Here is a 19,883-nt window from a genome sequence, read left to right as displayed (position 1 = left end):
CGTGGTGCATACGCAATTTCGCCATGACCATTCCTCTTCAGTGGTTAAGGGCTGGTAAATGTATGACATGAACTTACAGCGGTGAGTCTTTTGTGGGCAATTGAGATGCTGCCGCCATTCTATCGCCACTCGAAAACGAAGAAACAAAAAAGCCACCCTTGCGAGGTGGCTTAATTATATGATTCTAAAGCTAAAATTTGGTGGCCCCTGCAAGACTTGAACTTGCGACCAAGCGATTATGAGTCGCCTGCTCTAACCACTGAGCTAAGGGGCCGAGGCGCAGGATTATAAGATAACTGCGTTCGGCAATCCAGTGTTCAGCATACTGACTGCCGATTTTTCATGCGGTTGGCGCATTTTTCCTCGCTAAACGCGGAAAAGCGCGGGTGGCAAGCTAAATTGCTCCGCTTCCGTTTTCAGCCGCTATCACCTTGCCAGATAAGGGCCATTGAAGCTATTTCATTATAACCGTGCATTTTGTACTGGATTATGCATCAACAACCGACCTTATTTCATTGCGTTGCACCCAGAGTTGTCTGCCGTCCACTTAAGCAGATACGTGGTTTAGTCAGCCCTCCAGTCGTGGGATATGGCGCTATGGTTTCCCGGACACCCTGGCGATAGCTGGATCAATTTTCAATAATCAGCAACATTCGATGTCAGAAAAAGGCGATGTGGGACTGTGGGTACTACAAGCTCCCTAGATCCGTGAGGCCTTACGTGATTTGCTAAGTTTTCTATAACATATGAGTTTTCTTCATTATAAGACGACCCTACTTGCATAATCTACGCGCGTAGATATAATATTTTCAAGCAATCATCGCGGGATTATGCTGCATGAACGGCTCAGCAAGGTTTCACACACTTTTTGTATTGTTAAGAAAACCTGCTAAATAGTCGGAATTTAACGTTTTTGATACAGAATATGCGCGGATGCCAACACCAGGGGATCCTCTTCTGAACCTTCAGTTGGGTCAGTAAGCACGTATTCGCCGCGATGTTTGCTCCCTTCGCCAGTTGGGACATGTCAGGCGCAATACACCAACATATGCCTCAAAGAATGGATTGTTATCATGTCTGAAATACACCTTCCTGGCCATGCCGCTTCTGACGCGGCTGCTGATGCTCAATTAACGACTCCCCAGGGGCGCAAAGAGTTCTTGCGGGCCACGTTCTCATGTTGGTTAGGCACAGCGATGGAATACGCTGACTTCGCCCTCTACGGACTGGCGGCCGGCATTATTTTCGGCGATGTCTTTTTCCCACACGCGTCACCAGCTATGGCGCTGCTTTCCAGTTTTGCGACCTGGTCGGTAGGTTTTATTGCCCGGCCGATAGGTGCGCTGTTTTTTGGCTGGCTGGGCGATCGTAAAGGGCGCAAGGTGGTGATGATTGCTACCATTGTGCTAATGGGGCTTTCGACCATGCTGATTGGTCTTATACCCAGCTATAACTCAATTGGCGTCTGGGCGCCGATTTGTCTGGTGGCGCTGCGTTTCAGCCAGGGGTTTGGCGCTGGCGCTGAGCTGTCGGGCGGAACTGTAACTCTGGGTGAATATGCACCCACTCAAAAACGTGGCCTTGTGTCATCGATAATTGCACTTGGATCTAATACCGGTACTTTGCTGGCTTCATTGGTCTGGCTTCTGGTGGTACAAATGGATCCGCAGCATCTGCTCGCTTGGGGCTGGCGTATACCCTTCCTCTGTAGTGCGCTCATTGCGCTGGCGGCGGTGTGGCTTCGTCGTCAACTGCGTGAAACCCCCGTATTTGAACGTAAAAAACGTCAACTTGCTGCTCTGCGCGATGACTTGCAGACGCAGCAAAATCAGGCGAAAAATCCTGCGAGTGCCCATCGGGGTAATAAGGCTTTCTGGGTAATGCTCGGTCTGCGCATTGGTGAAAATGGCCCCTCTTATCTGGCGCAGGGTTTTATTGTCGGTTATGTGGTCAAAGTGCTGGCTGTTGATAAATCCATCGCAACGACGGCAGTTTTTATCGCGTCAATATTGGGTTTTGCCGTTATTCCTTTTGCCGGCTGGCTTTCAGATCGTTTTGGCCGTCGTATTACTTATCGTGGCTTCTGTTTACTGCTGATGCTTTATGCATTCCCCGCTTTTATGCTGTTAGATTCACGTGAACCCGTGATTGTTATTTCAACTATTGTGGTGGGGATGGCTCTGGCTTCACTGGGTATTTTTGGCGTTCAGGCGGCATGGGGCGTGGAGCTGTTTGGCGTGACCCATCGTTACACTAAAATGGCAATGGCTAAGGAGCTGGGATCGATCCTATCTGGCGGTACCGCGCCATTGATCGCGGCGGCGTTGTTCTCATGGAGCGGGCACTGGTGGACCATTGCCTGTTACTTTTTTGCTATGGCGACTATTGGTTTTCTGACAACATTTGTTGCGCCGGAAACACGCGGGCGCGATCTTAACTTACCTGAGGATGCGATATAGCCGCAGACCGAACAGATAAGGCAGGCAAATATTGGCAAAGCAGCAAGGTGCAGGGCGGGCAACACGAGCCGACGTGGCAAAAGAGGCCGGTACTTCTGTTGCGGTCGTGAGCTATGTCATGAATAACGGGCCGCGCCCGGTGGCGAAAGCGACGCGTGAAAGGGTGCTACAGGCGATTAAAAAGGTTGGCTATCGCCCTAACAGCGTTGCCCGCGCTTTGGCTTCTGGCACTACCAAGACCTTTGGTCTGGTAGTGCCGAATATATCTAACGTTTTTGTCGCTTCGCTGGCGCATGCTTTGCAGCAGGAGGTCCTGGCGAAAGGGCAGGTAATGCTACTTGGCGATGCCGGCGATAGTCGTCAGCGCGAATTGGAACTTATTAACAATCTGCTTGAGCGGCGCGTCGACGGGCTAATTTACATCAGCGTAGATCGTCACCCTTATATCGATCTGATCCAAGCATCGGCTACGCCGCTGGTGATGCTGGATCGCCTTGATCCTGGTGAGCACCATGTCAGTGTGTTACGCGTAGATGAACGTGCGGCAGCCTCTCAGGTCACCAGCCATCTGTTAAATCATGGTTATCAGAAGGTAGGAATTATCAGCGGCCCGCTTGAAATGATGAACGCTCAGGACCGTATAAACGGTTGGTGTGACGCGATGGCCGGGTTTGATCTGGCGGTTAATGAGCGCTGGATTTTTCCGGCGCCTTATACGCGTACGGGCGGTTATCAGGCGACGAAAGCGATGCTGGCGCAGGGGAGTTATCCACGCGCACTGTTTTGCAGTAACGAGCTACAGGCCATCGGCTGCGTGCGGGCTTTAGCCGATGCGGGGCTTAAGGTGCCTGATGACGTGGCGTTGGTTTGTTTTAACGGTACCGAACAGTCTGCATTCCATGTGCCCTCGTTAACCACCGTGCGTCAGCCGGTAAATGAGATGGCGCGTGCTGCTTTTGAAATGTTACAAAACTGGACGGCGGAGCCACTATTACGTGAATTCGCTCACCGTCTGGAAATCGGGGAATCCTGTGGTTGTCGCTTGCATAAGTTACCGCAGGAATAGCAATAAATCATAAACTTAAAGCTAAAAATGAACAGAGTTATTATCGATTGCGATCCGGGCAATGGCATCGCAGGATCGAATGTTGATGACGGTTTGGCGATTGCCCTCGCGCTGGCCGCACCGGAAATCTCACTTGAGCTGATTACCATTGTCGCGGGAAATACGCCGGTGACAACTGGCTATAGCGTTATTAAAGACCTGCTGCTCCGGCTCAATCTGGATATCCCCTTGGTGCGTGGCGCAAGCTGTGCGCTACTTGAACCCAGCCAGCCCTGGCGGGATATTTTGGATAATCGTCTGCAAGATCCGGCGCTAAAAAATTTGTGGCATGGAGTGCGTCAGCCGCAGCAATTTGACGCAGGTAGTGACGATGCAGCTGATGCGATCGGCCAGCTTATCTGTGATAATCCTGGTGAAATAACGCTGGTGGCTATTGGCCCGTTAACGAACGTTGCCCGTGCGCTGAAAAATTATCCGCAAATGGCCAAGGCAGTAAAAGAAATTGCCATTATGGGCGGCGTCTTTGCACTGGATGATTACATTAAAGACACCAATTTTGGCTTCGATCCGGAGGCCGCCTGGGAGGTATTGCACAGTGGTGCAAACCTTACGCTGGTGCCTATGGATGTGACCACTCAAACACTCATGACCCATCAGGATCTGCAGCGGCTGGCGAACATTGATCATCCACTGATGAATTTTGTTTGTGAAACGCTGCGCCCCTGGATTGATTACTCGATTGCTCAGCGTCATATTCCCGGCTGCTGGTTACATGATGCGCTGGTGGTAGCCTGGCTGTTGAATCCACGAGTTGCTACGGCCGCTGACTATTATGTCGATGTTGAATTACGTCCGGGCGTAACCCGGGGTAAGTCATGGCGCTACAGGCCACCATTGCGTCTTAACGTTGGTATTAATGAGCCAGCTGGTGGGTTGGTTCATGTGCTACAACAGGTTGATAATAGGCAACTTATCGCCATGCTTGAGCACTATTTCTCCGGCCTGATCCGCTGAAGATACCGGTGTTGTAATAGTTATTTACTTTCGGAATCGAACGCTGACAATTACTCTCGTTGTTGTTGTTTGTTACATGCTATAAACAACTGGTTAATATGTTTGCTGTGACGGCGCTGGCACGACTAACGGCCAGCGCTTGGTAACCGCGCTCATTTTAAAATTAGCCTGTGCCTGAGAGCCCGGCTGAATAAAGCGAGATAACCTATGTTTAGCTGGACACCGACTCAACGTAATGTGGCCTCGGCCTGCTTTGCGAGCTGGATGCTGGATGCGTTTGACTTTTTTATTCTGGTCTTCGTATTAAGCGATCTTGCCGATAATTTTCACACCAGCATTCCTCAGATTACGCTGGCAATAATGCTAACGCTGGCGGTACGCCCTCTGGGCGCTTTGCTGTTTGGCCGACTGGCGGAAAAATATGGCCGACGCCCGATTCTGATGCTTAATGTCGTTAGCTTTGCGCTGTTTGAACTGCTGTCTGCCTGGTCACCTACGTTAACGGCTTTCTTCGCCTTTCGGGTCATTTATGGCATTGCGATGGGCGGTGTCTGGGGTGTGGCCTCATCGTTGGCAATGGAGACCATCCCGGATCGTTCGCGCGGCTTAATGTCCGGTATATTCCAGGCTGGCTATCCTTGCGGCTATCTGCTGGCCTCAATTTGCTACGGCCTTCTTTACACGGTGGTTGGCTGGCGGGGGATGTTTCTTATTGGTGCTTTGCCCATTATGCTGCTGCCTTTCATCTATTTTAAAGTACCTGAATCGCCCGTATGGTTGGCGGCGCGCGAGCGTAAAGATAACGCAGCCTTAATGCCATTTATTCGTAGCCACTGGAAGCTCTGTTTCTATCTGGTCATTCTGATGGCGTGTTTTAACTTTTTCAGCCACGGCACCCAGGACTTGTATCCTACCTTTCTGAAAGTTCAGCACCATCTTGATCCTCATATCATCAGCCTGATCGCCATTGCCTACAATATTGCGGCTATGCTGGGGGGGATTTTATTCGGCGCGTTGTCGGAAAAGATCGGTCGTAAAAAAGCGATAATATTGGCGTCAGCATTGGCGCTGCCGGTACTGCCACTGTGGGCATTCTCCAGCGGTTCATTAATGATCGGTCTCGGTGCTTTTCTGATGCAGTTCATGGTGCAGGGCGCCTGGGGGATTATTCCTGGCTATCTGACCGAACTGGTGCCAGCAAACGCCCGGGCTGTGCTGCCCGGTTTCGTTTATCAGCTGGGGAATTTACTGGCATCGGTCAATGCCACGCTGCAATCGTCGATAGCGCAGAGGTTCAACGGCAATTATGGCCTTGCGCTGGCGTTGATTGCCGGGACAGTGGCGGTGCTAATCTGCGTTATTACATTTTTCGGACGTGAAACTCGAGGGATCGAAATATCGGGTGAGTCTGAGGCTTAAGATGACCGGTTCCGGTTCCGGTTCCGGTTGCGATCGGGAGCGGGGTTTATAACGGCTGGCAGACATCGACCCAACGAGCGTTGGTTAGCTCAGCCATACGCTGTGGGCTGATACGTACTGCGCTATTGATTGAGCCAGCGGCCGGCAGCACCTCATCATAGGTTTTTAATGAAAGGTCGCACAGGATGCTCAATGGGTTCTCTAACCCGAAGGGGCAAACGCCACCAACCGGGTGGCCGGTCCAGTTGACCACCTCGTCAACGCTTAGCATCCGGGCTTTAGCACCTAGCACCTCCTTCAACTTTTGATTATCAAGACGCGTGTCGCCCCGGGTAACAATCAGTATCACCTTATTCTTCACCATTAACGACAGTGTTTTAGCTATCTGGCCTGGTGAAACGCCGTGAGCACGGGCTGCCATCTCTACGGTGGCGGTGCTTTCGTTGAGTTCAATGATGGTCATATCGGGGGCGTGTTCGGCGAAGTAATCGCGCACGGACTCCAGGCTCATGGGGTGGCTCTCTACGGAAAAGCCAATGAATTTGCCATACTGTCAGCAATGTGTAAATCAGTCTGTCTATCCTGAGCGTTTTAGAATACCAACGGATTCAGCCTAATCGGATAAATAAAAAAATCTACCGGAAAGTTCAGCCAGATCGTTATTGAGAATATCGAATAGCGCGCCCAATGATTTTATCCCCTCCATGTCAGGTTAATTTGATGGCGATAAATTTGTCCCTATTTTGCACAATTAATAAAAGCTAGTATATGATTATGATAATCATTATCATTAAATCTGCATGGTAGTCATCGGCTGTCAATGGACGGGATGGGGGAAACGATGCTGGCTAAAACGCTTGAAAGTGGTTGGGGTGCAGTCGTAGCGCTGTTAGTGATGCCTTTACTTGCCTCAATGAAGCTTTCTTCTGAAACCTGGCGACTACTGATCGCACTGGGTTTACTGATGACGGTAGCGATGCTTTTCCATTCACGCCTGCGCCATTATATTCTGCTGCCTTCATGCATGGCGTTGGGTGCGGGATTATTGGCGGTTACGCTCCATGCTTCCTCGCAGTGAGCGTACAGGTAGCATAATCGCGATGAGTGGACTGCGGTTGAGAGAACGACGATATCTGATTTAAAACAAACAAGACGTGGTGCGAGGGGGGGGACTTGAACCCCCACGTCCGTAAGGACACTAACACCTGAAGCTAGCGCGTCTACCAATTCCGCCACCTTCGCACTGTATTATGTTGAAAGATTGAACCGTCGCATGGTGCGAGGGGGGGGACTTGAACCCCCACGTCCGTAAAGACACTAACACCTGAAGCTAGCGCGTCTACCAATTCCGCCACCTTCGCACTGTATTATGTTTTTCTATTTCTCCGTCGCATGGTGCGAGGGGGGGGACTTGAACCCCCACGTCCGTAAGGACACTAACACCTGAAGCTAGCGCGTCTACCAATTCCGCCACCTTCGCTTACCCGCAATACTCTTAGTATTGCAACCACGGGGGCGAATTCTAGTGTTTTTACAGGTCGCGTCAATGATTATTTCAATATGCTGATGAGATTACTGTAAAAACCACGCTACCACCGCCGCTAAGGATTACATCGACATCGCTAACTGATTAACTAACGTCGGGCTGTATGTCCATAGATGGCGCTATAGACTTTGAAACGCCCGGTTTGTGCCAATACCTGATGTTGGCCAAATACTTCATCCAGGATCTGCGCATAGGGCAAAAAAGCGTTAGCCACTATACGCAGCTCGCCGCCGCTGTTTAAATGCTTTACCGATCCGCGAATCAGCGCTTGTGCGGCATCCAGACTGGTTTGAGTGCCCTCATGGAACGGCGGGTTCGATAAAATGAGATCAAAGCGGGCAGTTACCTCGCTGAACACATTGCTGGCAAAAACCTCGCCGTCAAAGTTGTTGGCCGCCAGCGTGGCCTGGCTGGCGCTGATTGCGGTTGCGCTGGCATCGCACAGCCATAAGCGAACTTTAGGCGAATGGCTGGCCAGTACGGCAGACAAAACGCCTGCGCCGCAGCCGACATCCAGTACCTTCCCTTTCGTGTGCGGTTGCAGCGTTGAAAGCAGCAACGCGCTGCCTGCGTCCAGCCCGTCGCGACTGAACACACCTGGCAAGGTTTTGATTGTCAACCCGTTCAGCATGTAGCAATTCCACCAGGCGTCAGCGTCAAAGGTCGCCTGAGTTTCCAGTCTGCCGTGATAAAGCCCGCAGCGACGCGCGCTGTCAATTTTGCTGAGGCTACCAAAGTCTGAAAACATGTGTTCGGCGCTGCGCACGCCGCTGCGATTCTCGCCAACAATGAAAACATCGCTGCCTGCAGGTAGTAGTGACAACAGGTTTTGCAGCTGATAGCTGGCTTCTGGCTTATTCTTCGGCCAGTAATAAACGAGGGTATCGCAGTCTGCGGTTGTCTGGGCATCGGCTGTCAGGCCGTAGTGCGCACGTTCGCCCATCAGACGGTTCAGCGCCTGCCAGTGATGATATTGTTGACTGTATGCCTTGCTCAGCGCTGTATTCAGCTCGCCGGGCAGGCTATCTTGCAAGTCGCCGGCAAAAAGTACGCGGCGTTCGGTGAATTCATCACTGTGGCGCAGGATAACTTCGCTGGCCGGTGTATAAGCTGACATCAATGACTCCTGTGTAATCAGAACGGCGATTATAGTGGTTTGTTGGCACAGATTCGATGGGTTTGCTAGCATAGCCTGGCATTTGAACTGCCGGACAGGAGGCGTTATGTCGTCCAGACGCGACTGGTTATTAGAACAAATGGGGATAACCCAGTATCGCCTTCGCCGCCCTCAGGTACTGCGGGGGGAGATTGCCGTGGTAGTTCCGCCTTCAACGCAATTGCTAATTGTGACGGATGTGCCTCCTGCGGCGGATGAGCCTTTGATAGCCGATGTGCTTAAAGCGCTAATGCTGACTCCGGAGCACGTATTTACGCTGACACCCGATCAGCTGGCGATGGTTAGCACTACTCTCTCTTGCCCTCGGTGGTATCTGGGCGTTGACATTGCCAATTCGCAGGGGATTACGCTGGCCAGCCAGGCGCTGGAGACACTCTATTACGATGCCAATGCCAAACGGGCGCTCTGGCAGCAAATATGCAAATATGAACAACATTTCTTTACTGACAACCGCTGATCTTCAACGGGCGCTTGAAATCGAACGGCGAAGCCACGCTTTTCCCTGGAGCGCACAAACATTGAATGCCAATCAGGGCGAGCGGTTCCATAATTTGCGTCTCGAAAGTGATGGTGTTATGGCGGCATTCGCCATTACCCAGGTGGTGCTTGATGAAGCCACGCTTTTTAATCTTGCCGTCGATCCCGATTATCAGCGTCGGGGCTTAGGGCGCCAGCTGCTAAGCTATCTGCTTGGCGAGCTTCAACAGCAAAATGTTATGACGCTCTGGCTGGAGGTTCGGGCCTCTAATCAGCCCGCGTTGGCGTTGTATCAGCAGCTAGGGTTCAATGAAGTGTCATTACGACGCCATTATTACCCTACGGCGACGGGGCGCGAAGATGCCATCGTGATGGCGCTGACGTTATAACCTCTTTTTTTTTAATGACAGGATAAAAGTCATGCTGACAGACTGGGACTGGATCCTTTTCGATGCCGACGACACGCTGTTTCATTTTGATGCCTATGCCGGGCTTCAGCAGATGTTCAGGCGTTATGATGTCGATTTTACTCATGATGATTACACCGCTTATCAGGCGGTGAACAAACCGCTTTGGATCGCGTATCAGAATGGTGCCATTACCGCCCTGCAATTGCAGCACCGGCGTTTCGTCGGCTGGGCGGAAAAACTCAGGGTAGAGCCTCAGGAATTAAATGGCGGTTTTCTGGAAGCCATGGCGGATATCTGTTTGCCTCTGCCGGGAGCCGCCAGTCTGCTCAATGCGCTAAAAGATAACGTAAAAATGGGAATTATAACTAATGGATTCAGCGCGTTACAGAAGGTGAGGTTGGCGCGCACGGGTTTTATGGATCACTTCGAATTTGTTGTCATCTCCGAGCAGATTGGTGTGGCAAAGCCCCAGCCGGCCATCTTTGAGCATGCTCTCACGCTGATGGGCAATCCATCCCGCCAGCGGGTGATGATGGTGGGCGATAACCCTGACTCCGATATTCTCGGTGGCATTAATGCCGGTTTTACCACCTGTTGGCTGAACGCTGATGGCCGTGCGCAGCCGGAAACGATTAAGCCTGATTGGCAGGTTTCATCGCTCGCGGAGCTACAGGATCGCCTTCTGCCGGACGGCGTAGAGGGTCAATAATCAGTCCGGTATTCATCTTTGAAATCATCAATGAGTTTGTACAAAAGATGCAAATTATGAACCGCCGGGCGGGTTATTATGGAAACGTAAAAAGGGTGGCATTTTAACGGCCTTTCGGGCCACACTTCCAAAGCTGTCATCCACAAGGGGCCGGGACGAATGTCGCGCAGGTAAACGCCGTTTGTCTCAACGCGACAGCCCTTTGAGCGTGATGCCTCAGTCGGGAGCGATGTCTGCTGTGCAGGAAGACGATCACCTGACTGATATGCCGGGACTATATCTGAACAACGTCGATTTATCGAAAGGCTGTTGCTCTTTAATCGGAAACTCAATACACCAGGTAACTGCTGACCACTCTACATCTTTACTGTTGCAGCTGAGTCGGCGGCACCTGTCGTTGAGTGCTAGCGGAAGCATCGTAATGCTAAAAGTGATGATTGCAGTCATGATGGCTGCAGGCTTGACTTGCCAGCCAGTAGAAGCGGCTGAGGCCGCTGTATCCACGGGACATGATACCTTCGTCAACCAAATTGACAGATCGTTGCAGTTACACAAACAGGATTTTTTGGTGACGATCAACCAGCTTCCCGTGGCGCTGATGGAGCCGTGGAATGCGCAGCTCGCCGTTCGTCTGGGAACCATGTATAGCAGCCATTACGTCGGCGCCTCGCCGGAAAACAGTGAGTATAAGTTTTATCGCCATCGTTACGAAGACTTCACCCTCTACACCTCCAATCTTGATTGGGATAAGCAGCAGCGGAGTATCGACAGCTATCGCATTGCGCAGATTACATTGCTCTCCCCTGAGCTTATGACTGCTCGAGGGATCCACATAGGCTCTTCCGAGCAGGCGCTATTGCAAGCCTATGGTGCAGGGGTTCATGAGCGCTATAACGACGTCCAGCGTCGCACTTATCATTATCATGGTATGGAACTGGTGTTCACCCTTCAGCAGAGAGATGTCAGCGGTATCGCCCTGGTTTGGTCGGGGCGGCATTGATCCTCCGTTTGACAATCTCCTTACAGTGATTGTTTCTCATCGGCCAATCGGCGAAAATGCAGACCATTGTTATTAACGATGTGCTGTACGCTGGCCCTGAACTGGCGATGCGGCCTGACTGAGCGAATCAAATCGATATGTCTAATGCGCCATTTATGCAAGAGGTTGCGCGTCGCCGCACTTTTGCCATTATCTCTCACCCGGATGCCGGTAAAACCACCATCACTGAAAAGGTGCTGTTGTTCGGACAGGCAATTCAGACCGCAGGTACGGTAAAAGGACGCGGCTCCAGCCAACATGCCAAGTCAGACTGGATGGAGATGGAAAAGCAGCGTGGTATCTCAATTACCACTTCGGTCATGCAGTTTCCCTACCGTGAAGCGCTGATAAACTTGCTTGATACACCGGGGCATGAAGACTTCTCGGAGGATACTTATCGCACGCTGACCGCCGTCGACTGCTGCCTGATGGTAATCGATGCGGCAAAAGGGGTTGAGGATCGCACCCGTAAGCTGATGGAAGTGACGCGCCTGCGTGATACGCCCATACTGACGTTTATGAATAAGCTCGATCGTGATATTCGCGATCCGATGGAGTTGCTTGATGAAGTGGAAAGCGAACTGAAAATCGCCTGTGCGCCGATAACCTGGCCAATCGGCTGCGGTAAGCTATTTAAAGGGGTTTATCACCTTTACAACGATGAAACCTATCTTTACCAATCCGGTATGGGCCATACGATCCAGCAAAAACGCGTTGTTAAAGGGCTGAATAATCCTGAACTTGATGACGCCGTGGGTGAAGATCTGGCAAAACAGCTACGCGAGGAGCTGGAGCTGGTACAGGGTGCCTCAAATGAATTTGATAAAGACGCATTTCTGGCTGGCGCGCTGACACCGGTATTCTTTGGTACGGCTCTTGGCAACTTTGGCGTGGATCACATGCTCGACGGCTTGGTGAGCTGGGCGCCGGCACCGATGCCTCGGGTTACCGATACGCGTCGCGTTGAAGCTTGTGATGATAAGTTCAGTGGTTTTGTTTTCAAAATTCAAGCAAATATGGACCCTAAGCATCGGGATCGTGTTGCTTTTATGCGTGTCGTTTCTGGCAAGTATGAAAAAGGGATGAAGCTGCGCCAAGTGCGAACCGGTAAAGACGTTGTGATTGCCGACGCGCTGACCTTTATGGCTGGCGATCGTGCGCATGTTGAAGAAGCGTATCCGGGCGATATTATCGGATTGCACAACCACGGCACCATCCAGATTGGCGATACGTTTACCCAAGGCGAAAATATAAAGTTCACTGGTATCCCGAACTTTGCGCCGGAGCTTTTCCGCCGCATTCGCTTGCGTGATCCGCTGAAACAAAAACAGCTATTAAAAGGTCTGGTTCAGCTATCGGAAGAGGGGGCCGTTCAGGTGTTTCGCCCAATAGCCAATAACGATCTGATTGTTGGCGCAGTTGGCGTGCTGCAGTTTGACGTCGTGGTGGCCCGCCTGAAAAGTGAATATAACGTTGAGGCGATTTACGAGTCGGTCAATGTGTCTACCGCGCGCTGGGTTGAAAGCGTTGATGTTAAGAAGTTTGATGAATTTCAGCGTAAAAATGAAATAAATCTGGCACTGGATGGCGGTGATAACCTGACCTACATAGCTCCGACTATGGTCAACCTCAATCTGACTCAGGAACGTTTTCCTGACGTGACTTTTCGTAAAACCCGCGAACACTAAGCGCGTAAAACCCTGCCGTGCAGGTTTGTCTATCATGCTGGTGCTGATTTTCAGAGCCAGCTTTTTTTGGCTATTTTTGCAGAACCCTCCTAAAAAATCTGCTTTTCATCGTTTTTATACGCAAATCCTCCCTTTGCACAGGTGATATTCACCAAAAGCACTATATTAATTAACGCAGGACGCAAATTAATTCGGCATCAATGCCTTCATGTTTCCTGGTGGCCACGCCGTTTGTAGCTGGAAGTCTCACATTGTGGGCGGATTAAGTAAGAAGGAAGAGATCGATGAATAAAACGAAGCTGACAAAAAGCCTGATGGCAATCGTGATGGGGTCTGCCTTGCTAAGCGGTACCGCATTTTCAGAGGATACTTTTACGGGCCAGGCGAAAGCGGCGCTGAGCGATGCCGGGACGAAAATCGATAGTTCAATGAAAAAAGTCGATGGCTACATGAGCGACAGCAGTATCACCGCGAAAGTTAAAGCGGCCTTACTTAACGACAGCACAATTAAAAGCAGTGATATTTCTGTAAATACGCACCAAGGCGTGGTTACGCTGGAGGGGATTGTTCCTTCACAGGATCTGGCTGGAAAAACGGTGATGGTGGCGAAGGGCGTGACGGGCGTGCGGTCTGTCAGCGACAAACTGCGCGTTCAGGATAGCGCTCAGCAAACGTTCAAAGATTATGTGGGCGATGCTGCAACGACCAGTGAAATAAAGGCTAAGCTTATAGCTGATGACATTGTTCCATCAAGGAAAATCAAAGTAAGTACCACCAATGGCGTCGTGCAGCTCTCCGGAACGGTCGACAGTCAGGCGCAGTTACAGCGCGCCGAAGGGATAGCCAAAGCCATTGAAGGCGTCAAAAGCGTTAAAAATGATCTTACTGTAAAGCAGTAAAGTATTGAGACCGGGAGTGAGAGCACGGTTAGCCTGAAAGAATTCGGAAGAAATAGTCAGTGGCTATCTCGCGCTGATGAAAAACAGAAAGTAATTCAATTATTATTATGGTGAGGAGAGGCTTATGTTACGTTGGGGTATTATTTTTCTGATTATTGCTATTATTGCCGCCGCTCTTGGATTCGGAGGCCTGGCCGGTACCGCGGCGATGGCAGCGAAAATAGTGTTCGTTGTGGCAATTATTATTTTTCTGGTCAGCCTGTTTACCGGACGTAAACGGTTATAAGTTGGTAGGTCTTTCTGGTTTATCAGCCCGTACCAGCGACCGGCAATCAGGTTGAATGTAAAAAGGCATCTCTGCGGGATGCCTTTTTGTATTGGTGAATAGGCTTTTTTGGTACAGCGTTGCGCGTCATTTATCTGTTACGCTCAGGCTGTTTCGCTACGGAGCCAAGGATGTGGGTAAACATATTCCCGTCACGTTGGGTAACATCGAGCCGCTGATGCTGCAACCTTTCCGCTCAGGTAAACTGGCGCTGGTTTGTGAAGGGGGCGGGCAGCGCGGAATTTTCACCGCTGGCGTGCTGGATGCGTTTCAACGGGCGCGGTTTGATCCGTTCGATCTCTATCTTGGCACCTCAGCCGGTGCACAAAATCTTTCCGCTTTCGTCTGTGATCAGCCGGGTTATGCCCGACGTGTGATTACCTGTTACACCACCCGTAAACAGTTTTTTAACCCGTTGCGTTTTGTGCGCGGCGGCCATCTCATTGATCTCGACTGGCTGGTGGATACCACCAAAGCAGAGCTGCCGCTGGCGATGAATATTGCCGGTGTGCGTTTTGATAGTGGTAAAAACTTTTATATGTGTGCCTGTCGCAGTGATGATTATCAAGCTTTTTACTTTAAACCGACGCCGGATACCTGGCTGGATATCATCCGTGCTTCAAGCGCGATACCCGGCTTCTATCGACCCGGCGTGATGCTGGAGGGCGTGAGTTATCTGGATGGTGGTATTACTGATGCCATTCCGGTACGGGAAGCGGCGCGGCTGGGGGCGCAAACTATCGTTGTCATCCGAACCGTCCCCTCGAGGATGGTTTATGCACCGCAATGGATAAAGCGAGTGGAGCGCTGGCTAAGTGAAAGCGCTTTACAGCCGCTGGTCAATTTATTGCAGGTCCATGAGGCTAGCTATCGTGAGATCCAGCACTTTATCGATAATCCGCCAGATGGATTACGTATTCTCGAAATTTATCCACCGGAGCCGTTGATGAGCATGGCGCTGGGCAGCCGCGTCGCTTCGCTTAATAAGGACTATCACCTGGGACGTCGCTGCGGGCGTTACTTTCTTTCAACGATTGGGCGCTGGCTGGAAGGCGGTGAAATTTCCCTACCGCCACTTCCGGTGGTGCCGCCCGCGCCGGTAGCCAACTCGGTCAGTCTGAGGCCTCTGCCTGCTGATCCGTCGGTGGGAAACGATGCCGACTATAATGAGGGGTCGCGGGCATGAGCGCGACCTTTGTCGATACCCACTGCCATTTTGATTTCCCTCCTTTTAGCGGCAATGAAGCCCACAGTTTGCAACGCGCCGCCGCCGCAGGCATTGAAAAAATTATTGTACCCGCAACCGGGGCTGCCCGGTTTAACGGCGTGCTGAAGCTGGCGGATGCGTGGCCGCCGCTCTATGCGGCGCTGGGAATGCACCCCGTTTTTATCGACACTCATCGTGAGGATGACGATCTGGCCGTTCTGGCAGATCTCCTGCATCAGCGTCTCCCCAAGCTGGTGGCTATCGGCGAAATCGGCCTGGATTTATTTATCCCGCAGCCGCAGTTTGAGCGCCAGCTGGCGCTGCTGGATGCGCAGTTGCGGTTAGCCCGTGATTACGATCTTCCGGTTATTCTTCACTCCCGCCGTGCACACGATAAGCTCGCTCAGCGTTTGCGTCGAATCTGCCTGGGGCGCGGTGGCGTTATCCACGGCTTTGCGGGTAGCCTGGTCCAGGCCAGGGCTTTTATTGCACTTGGTTATAAAATTGGTGTGGGTGGCACAATAACCTGGCCACGTGCCAGCAAAACCCGCCAGACTATCGCTCAGCTGCCGCTCTCATCGTTGCTGCTGGAGACCGACGCGCCGGATATGCCATTGCAAGGGTATCAGGGCCAGCTTAACAGGCCAGAGCGTCTTGCTGATGTGTGGCGCGTGCTTTGCGAACTTCGCAGTGAATCACCACAGCTGATTGCCGAAACCATTCGCGCCAACACCCGCGCTCTGTTTGCTATCTGAGTCCGCCTTTTCTCTGAAATAACACCATCATCCGCCAGTAAAACAACCGCCGGGTCATTTCAATGTTATTTTTACAACATTCTCTGCCGGCGGGTTTTTTACCGGTTTCGAACTTTTAATTGTGATTAATAGTTAATTATTATCGAAATAATAACTTTTTAATTTCAGCGAGCCGATCAGAACCGTACGAATAGACTGATCGTAATGTTATAATAATCACATTAATCTCGATCATAACAATCCTGTCCTGTTAACCGGAGTACAAAATGACTGATATTAAAGCCACCGCCATTCGTGCGCTCAAGCTGATGGATTTAACGACCCTGAATGATGATGATACCGATGAAAAGGTCATTGCCCTTTGTCATCAGGCTAAATCTCCGGTAGGCAATACCGCCGCAATATGCATTTATCCGCGTTTTATTCCGATTGCGCGTAAGGCGCTGCGGGAGCAGGGAACGCCGGATGTGCGTATCGCCACGGTGACCAATTTTCCGCATGGTAATGACGATGTGCAAATTGCGCTGGCGGAAACCCGTGCCGCTATCGCTTACGGAGCCGACGAGGTCGATGTCGTGTTTCCCTATCGCGCCCTGATGGCAGGCAATCGGGATAGTGGTTTTGAGCTGGTTAAGGTTTGCAAAACCGCCTGTGATGAGTCCGGCGTACTGCTAAAAGTGATTATCGAGACTGGCGAGCTGAAACAAGAAGCATTGATCCGTGAAGCCTCAGAGATTGCCATTGACGCCGGGGCGGATTTTATTAAAACGTCTACCGGCAAGGTTGCGGTTAATGCCACGCCGCAATACGCCGAAATCATGATGCGCGTTATCAAAGATAAAGGCGTTGCGGACCGCGTTGGCTTTAAGCCAGCGGGGGGAGTACGAACTGTTGAAGACGCGGCGATTTATCTGCAGTTAGCCGATGACATTCTCGGTGCGGGCTGGGCTGAGGCGCGCCATTTCCGCTTTGGCGCTTCCAGCCTGCTGACCAGCTTGTTAAACGCAGCCGGTTATCGCAGCGTAGTCAGCGACAGCCAGTATTAATCTTTTTTCGCCCGCCGATCGGGCGCATTTTCTTTGTATGCCAGCACCGGAGGCACTGATGCTTCTTCCACAAGAAATCATTCGAAAAAAACGCGATGGCAGAGCGCTGGATGAGGAAGAAATTCGCTTTTTCATTAACGGCGTTCGTGACAATACTATTTCTGAAGGGCAGATCGCCGCGCTGGCGATGGCGATGCGCGACTCTGGTTCGGTGCTTAACTGGCAATCGCTCTCCCTTGATGGGCCGGTTGTTGATAAGCACTCCACCGGCGGCGTCGGCGATGTGACCTCCCTGATGCTGGGACCGATGGTGGCCGCATGTGGTGGCTACGTGCCGATGATTTCAGGCCGGGGCCTGGGGCATACGGGGGGAACGCTGGATAAGCTTGAGTCAATTCCGGGATTTGATATTTTCCCCGATGAAAGCCGCTTTCGCCGGATCATCAAGCAAACCGGCGTGGCCATTATCGGCCAGACCAGCGCGCTGGCCCCGGCCGATAAGCGTTTTTATGCCACACGCGACATTACGGCTACCGTTGATTCTATTCCGCTGATTACCGCTTCCATTCTGGCGAAAAAGTTAGCCGAAGGGTTGGATGCGCTGGTGATGGACGTCAAAGTGGGGTCGGGAGCGTTTATGCCGACCTTCGAACTCTCGCAGCAGCTGGCGCAGGCCATCGTGGGCGTGGCCAATGGCGCTGGCTGCCGGACCACGGCATTGCTCACTGACATGAACCAGGTACTGGCTTCCAGTGCCGGTAATGCGCTGGAGGTTCGGGAGGCGGTTGACTTCCTGACCGGCGAGCGCCGCCAGCCACGCCTGCTGGAGGTGACACTGGCGCTCAGTGCGGAAATGTTGATTTCAGGCGGTCTGGCGCAGGATGAACGCGATGCTCGCTGTCAGCTGCAGCGCGTTCTGGATAACGGCAGCGCAGCGGAAACCTTTGGTCGGATGGTCGCCGCACAAAGCGGCCTGAATGACTTTGTCGGGAGGATGGACAGCTACCTGCCCGCGCCGACGATAAGTAAGGCCGTGTTCGCTCAGCAGGCTGGCTATGTCACCCGGATGGATACCCGTGCGCTGGGAATGGCGGTGGTGAGTCTGGGGGGTGGGCGACGCCGCGCCAGCGATACCATTGATTACAGCGTTGGATTGAGTGAGGTGGTGCAAATGGGTGACTGGATCGATAGCACACGTCCACTCGCGGTAATTCATGCTGCCAGCGAAGATAGCTGGCTGGCAGCCGCAGAGGCCGTCCGGAACGCGATCATACCAGGCGATGAACCCGTAGATGAAACGCCACTTATTTATCGCAGAATTTCTTGAGAAACGGCATACTGATCTGATCGCTTAATTTCACCTGTCGCGTGTACACGCAGGAGGTTTGTATGAAACGTGCGTTTATTATGGTACTTGATTCATTTGGGATTGGTGCCAGTAAAGACGCCGATAAATTCGGCGACGCCGGATCTGACACCCTTGGGCATATCGCTGAAGCCTGCTTCAAAGGCGAGGCCGATAAAGGGCGCAAGGGACCACTCCATTTGCCGAATCTGACGGCCTTGGGGTTAGGTAAAGCGGCTGAAGAGTCAACCGGTCGCTTCCCGGCAGGACTCGACAGAAATGCAAAAATTACGGGCGCTTATGCTTATGCCAGTGAGCTATCCTCCGGTAAGGATACGCCGTCAGGCCACTGGGAAATCGCTGGCGTTCCCGTTCTGTTTGACTGGGGATACTTCAGCGATATTGAAAATAGCTTTCCGCAGGCGCTGCTGGATACCCTGGTGAAAAAGGCTAATCTGCCGGGTTATCTTGGCAACTGCCATTCATCGGGAACCGTTATCCTGGATAAACTCGGTGAGGAGCACATGAAAACCGGTAAGCCGATATTTTATACCTCCGCCGATTCGGTTTTCCAGATCGCCTGTCATGAGGAGACGTTTGGCCTGGATCGTCTGTACGCCTTGTGCGAAATCGCCCGCGAGGAGCTGACGAACGGGGGTTATAACATTGGCCGCGTTATTGCCCGGCCCTTTATCGGTAAAAAGGCCGGTGAGTTTGAGCGTACCGGTAACCGTCACGATCTGGCGGTGGAGCCACCCGCACCGACCATTTTGAAAAAGCTGGTTGACGAGCAGGGTGGGCAGGTCATTTCAGTGGGTAAGATCGCCGATATCTACGCCCAGGTGGGTATCACTAAAAAAGTGAAGGCAACCGGCCTTGATGCGCTGTTTGATGCCACGGTGAAAGAGATGAAAATGGCGCCGGATAATAGCATCGTATTCACTAACTTTGTGGATTTCGACTCGTCCTGGGGACATCGTCGCGATGTTGCTGGTTATGCTGCAGGTCTTGAGCTGTTCGATCGTCGGTTACCTGAGCTGATGGCGCAGATGAAAGAGGGCGATATTCTGATCCTCACTGCCGATCACGGTTGTGATCCCACCTGGCAGGGAACCGATCATACTCGCGAGCATATTCCGGTGCTGATTTACGGTCATGGGGTCAAGCCCGGTTCGCGCGGCTATCGCGATACCTTTGCTGATATCGGTCAGACGATAGCGAAGCATCTCGGTTTATCTGATATGGAATACGGTAAACCTATTCTGTAAATTTTGTTTATCACGCCGGATGGCTATCCGGCGA

General features: G+C 51.8%; 19 protein-coding genes and 4 tRNA genes. 17 read left to right on the top strand and 6 right to left on the bottom strand.

The window, feature by feature from the left end; all coding sequences use genetic code 11:
- Nucleotides 1–198: 198 nt before the first annotated feature.
- Nucleotides 199–274: transfer RNA gene (locus tag BM191_RS07115), tRNA-Ile, on the bottom strand.
- A gap of 799 nt (nucleotides 275–1,073) precedes the next feature.
- Between BM191_RS07115 and BM191_RS07110 the strand changes: the two genes are divergently transcribed.
- The 4 genes from BM191_RS07110 to BM191_RS07095 all read left to right on the top strand — a co-directional run bounded on the left by BM191_RS07110 (nucleotide 1,074) and on the right by BM191_RS07095 (nucleotide 5,958).
- Complete coding sequence (locus BM191_RS07110) at nucleotides 1,074–2,459, top strand: MFS transporter (RefSeq protein ID WP_092876582.1); 1,386 nt, start codon at nucleotides 1,074–1,076, stop codon at nucleotides 2,457–2,459.
- 31 nt (nucleotides 2,460–2,490) lie between these two features.
- Entirely contained in the window at nucleotides 2,491–3,525 is a 1,035-nt protein-coding gene (locus BM191_RS07105; protein ID WP_092876580.1) for a LacI family DNA-binding transcriptional regulator, read from the top strand.
- Between the two features lie 27 nt (nucleotides 3,526–3,552).
- Nucleotides 3,553–4,539, top strand: a complete 987-nt coding sequence (locus BM191_RS07100) for a nucleoside hydrolase (protein ID WP_092876578.1) — start codon at nucleotides 3,553–3,555, stop codon at nucleotides 4,537–4,539.
- Nucleotides 4,540–4,746: 207 nt separating this feature from the next.
- Nucleotides 4,747–5,958 (top strand): MFS transporter, encoded by a 1,212-nt coding sequence (locus BM191_RS07095; RefSeq protein ID WP_092876576.1) that lies wholly within the window; start codon nucleotides 4,747–4,749, stop codon nucleotides 5,956–5,958.
- A 46-nt stretch (nucleotides 5,959–6,004) separates the two neighbouring features.
- Here the strand turns inward: BM191_RS07095 and BM191_RS07090 are convergent, their stop codons facing one another.
- On the bottom strand, nucleotides 6,005–6,469 hold the full coding sequence (locus BM191_RS07090) for a YbaK/EbsC family protein (protein WP_092876574.1): 465 nt from the start codon (nucleotides 6,467–6,469) through the stop codon (nucleotides 6,005–6,007).
- A gap of 318 nt (nucleotides 6,470–6,787) precedes the next feature.
- Here BM191_RS07090 and BM191_RS07085 point away from each other — a divergent pair, with 318 nt between their 5' ends.
- Nucleotides 6,788–7,036 (top strand): DUF1435 family protein, encoded by a 249-nt coding sequence (locus tag BM191_RS07085; protein WP_230479536.1) that lies wholly within the window; start codon nucleotides 6,788–6,790, stop codon nucleotides 7,034–7,036.
- Between the two features lie 77 nt (nucleotides 7,037–7,113).
- Here BM191_RS07085 and BM191_RS07080 read toward each other — a convergent pair.
- The 4 genes from BM191_RS07080 to rsmC form a co-directional block, all read right to left on the bottom strand.
- Nucleotides 7,114–7,200 (bottom strand) — tRNA-Leu (locus BM191_RS07080).
- Nucleotides 7,201–7,232: 32 nt separating this feature from the next.
- Nucleotides 7,233–7,319, bottom strand: a tRNA-Leu gene (locus BM191_RS07075).
- A gap of 32 nt (nucleotides 7,320–7,351) precedes the next feature.
- Nucleotides 7,352–7,438: transfer RNA gene (locus tag BM191_RS07070), tRNA-Leu, on the bottom strand.
- Between the two features lie 154 nt (nucleotides 7,439–7,592).
- Nucleotides 7,593–8,621, bottom strand: a complete 1,029-nt coding sequence (gene rsmC, locus BM191_RS07065) for a 16S rRNA (guanine(1207)-N(2))-methyltransferase RsmC (protein WP_092876570.1) — start codon at nucleotides 8,619–8,621, stop codon at nucleotides 7,593–7,595.
- A 106-nt stretch (nucleotides 8,622–8,727) separates the two neighbouring features.
- On the opposite strand from rsmC, the gene BM191_RS07060 reads away from it, so the two are divergent.
- The 12 genes from BM191_RS07060 (at nucleotide 8,728) to deoB (ending at nucleotide 19,849) form a co-directional block, all read left to right on the top strand.
- Complete coding sequence (locus tag BM191_RS07060) at nucleotides 8,728–9,138, top strand: DNA polymerase III subunit psi (protein WP_092876568.1); 411 nt, start codon at nucleotides 8,728–8,730, stop codon at nucleotides 9,136–9,138.
- Nucleotides 9,107–9,547 (top strand): ribosomal protein S18-alanine N-acetyltransferase, encoded by a 441-nt coding sequence (gene rimI / locus BM191_RS07055; RefSeq protein WP_092876566.1) that lies wholly within the window; start codon nucleotides 9,107–9,109, stop codon nucleotides 9,545–9,547. The genes BM191_RS07060 and rimI overlap by 32 nt, the downstream gene beginning before the upstream one ends.
- A gap of 31 nt (nucleotides 9,548–9,578) precedes the next feature.
- Entirely contained in the window at nucleotides 9,579–10,277 is a 699-nt protein-coding gene (gene yjjG, locus BM191_RS07050; protein WP_092876564.1) for a pyrimidine 5'-nucleotidase, read from the top strand.
- Between the two features lie 229 nt (nucleotides 10,278–10,506).
- Nucleotides 10,507–11,277, top strand: coding sequence for a hypothetical protein (locus tag BM191_RS07045; protein ID WP_143088797.1), 771 nt, complete (start codon nucleotides 10,507–10,509; stop codon nucleotides 11,275–11,277).
- A gap of 137 nt (nucleotides 11,278–11,414) precedes the next feature.
- Nucleotides 11,415–13,004, top strand: coding sequence for a peptide chain release factor 3 (gene prfC / locus BM191_RS07040; protein ID WP_092876560.1), 1,590 nt, complete (start codon nucleotides 11,415–11,417; stop codon nucleotides 13,002–13,004).
- A 284-nt stretch (nucleotides 13,005–13,288) separates the two neighbouring features.
- Nucleotides 13,289–13,903, top strand: coding sequence for a molecular chaperone OsmY (gene osmY, locus BM191_RS07035; RefSeq protein WP_092876558.1), 615 nt, complete (start codon nucleotides 13,289–13,291; stop codon nucleotides 13,901–13,903).
- Nucleotides 13,904–14,027: 124 nt separating this feature from the next.
- The gene (locus BM191_RS07030) at nucleotides 14,028–14,189 is read left to right on the top strand and encodes a DUF1328 family protein (RefSeq protein WP_092876556.1); all 162 of its coding nucleotides are present in this window, start codon (nucleotides 14,028–14,030) and stop codon (nucleotides 14,187–14,189) included.
- Nucleotides 14,190–14,361: 172 nt separating this feature from the next.
- Nucleotides 14,362–15,414, top strand: a complete 1,053-nt coding sequence (locus BM191_RS07025; RefSeq protein ID WP_092876553.1) for a patatin-like phospholipase family protein — start codon at nucleotides 14,362–14,364, stop codon at nucleotides 15,412–15,414.
- Complete coding sequence (locus BM191_RS07020; protein WP_092876551.1) at nucleotides 15,411–16,190, top strand: TatD family hydrolase; 780 nt, start codon at nucleotides 15,411–15,413, stop codon at nucleotides 16,188–16,190. Before BM191_RS07025 ends, BM191_RS07020 begins: the two co-directional genes overlap by 4 nt.
- Before the next feature lie 266 nt (nucleotides 16,191–16,456).
- Nucleotides 16,457–17,236 (top strand): deoxyribose-phosphate aldolase, encoded by a 780-nt coding sequence (gene deoC, locus BM191_RS07015; RefSeq protein WP_092876549.1) that lies wholly within the window; start codon nucleotides 16,457–16,459, stop codon nucleotides 17,234–17,236.
- Nucleotides 17,237–17,294: 58 nt separating this feature from the next.
- Nucleotides 17,295–18,563, top strand: a complete 1,269-nt coding sequence (deoA, locus tag BM191_RS07010; protein WP_092876547.1) for a thymidine phosphorylase — start codon at nucleotides 17,295–17,297, stop codon at nucleotides 18,561–18,563.
- A gap of 62 nt (nucleotides 18,564–18,625) precedes the next feature.
- Nucleotides 18,626–19,849, top strand: coding sequence for a phosphopentomutase (gene deoB, locus BM191_RS07005; protein WP_092876545.1), 1,224 nt, complete (start codon nucleotides 18,626–18,628; stop codon nucleotides 19,847–19,849).
- Nucleotides 19,850–19,883: the final 34 nt, after the last annotated feature.

Source organism: Izhakiella capsodis (assembly GCF_900115045.1).
Lineage (GTDB): Bacteria > Pseudomonadota > Gammaproteobacteria > Enterobacterales > Enterobacteriaceae > Izhakiella > Izhakiella capsodis.
The sequence above is the reverse complement of the archived record's forward strand: the minus strand, read 5'-3'. Positions and strand labels throughout refer to the sequence as shown.

Excerpts from the sequence above, each read along its gene's own strand:
- BM191_RS07110 (WP_092876582.1), top strand. The coding sequence starts at position 1,074 with ATGTCTGAAATACACCTTCCTGGCCATGCCGCTTCTGACGCGGCTGCT.
- BM191_RS07100 (WP_092876578.1), top strand. The coding sequence starts at position 3,553 with ATGAACAGAGTTATTATCGATTGCGATCCGGGCAATGGCATCGCAGGA.
- BM191_RS07095 (WP_092876576.1), top strand. The coding sequence starts at position 4,747 with ATGTTTAGCTGGACACCGACTCAACGTAATGTGGCCTCGGCCTGCTTT.
- BM191_RS07090 (WP_092876574.1), bottom strand. The coding sequence starts at position 6,469 with ATGAGCCTGGAGTCCGTGCGCGATTACTTCGCCGAACACGCCCCCGAT.
- BM191_RS07085 (WP_230479536.1), top strand. The coding sequence starts at position 6,788 with ATGGGGGAAACGATGCTGGCTAAAACGCTTGAAAGTGGTTGGGGTGCA.
- rsmC (WP_092876570.1), bottom strand. The coding sequence starts at position 8,621 with ATGTCAGCTTATACACCGGCCAGCGAAGTTATCCTGCGCCACAGTGAT.
- BM191_RS07060 (WP_092876568.1), top strand. The coding sequence starts at position 8,728 with ATGTCGTCCAGACGCGACTGGTTATTAGAACAAATGGGGATAACCCAG.
- rimI (WP_092876566.1), top strand. The coding sequence starts at position 9,107 with ATGAACAACATTTCTTTACTGACAACCGCTGATCTTCAACGGGCGCTT.
- yjjG (WP_092876564.1), top strand. The coding sequence starts at position 9,579 with ATGCTGACAGACTGGGACTGGATCCTTTTCGATGCCGACGACACGCTG.
- BM191_RS07045 (WP_143088797.1), top strand. The coding sequence starts at position 10,507 with ATGTCTGCTGTGCAGGAAGACGATCACCTGACTGATATGCCGGGACTA.
- prfC (WP_092876560.1), top strand. The coding sequence starts at position 11,415 with ATGTCTAATGCGCCATTTATGCAAGAGGTTGCGCGTCGCCGCACTTTT.
- osmY (WP_092876558.1), top strand. The coding sequence starts at position 13,289 with ATGAATAAAACGAAGCTGACAAAAAGCCTGATGGCAATCGTGATGGGG.
- BM191_RS07030 (WP_092876556.1), top strand. The coding sequence starts at position 14,028 with ATGTTACGTTGGGGTATTATTTTTCTGATTATTGCTATTATTGCCGCC.
- BM191_RS07020 (WP_092876551.1), top strand. The coding sequence starts at position 15,411 with ATGAGCGCGACCTTTGTCGATACCCACTGCCATTTTGATTTCCCTCCT.
- deoC (WP_092876549.1), top strand. The coding sequence starts at position 16,457 with ATGACTGATATTAAAGCCACCGCCATTCGTGCGCTCAAGCTGATGGAT.
- deoA (WP_092876547.1), top strand. The coding sequence starts at position 17,295 with ATGCTTCTTCCACAAGAAATCATTCGAAAAAAACGCGATGGCAGAGCG.
- deoB (WP_092876545.1), top strand. The coding sequence starts at position 18,626 with ATGAAACGTGCGTTTATTATGGTACTTGATTCATTTGGGATTGGTGCC.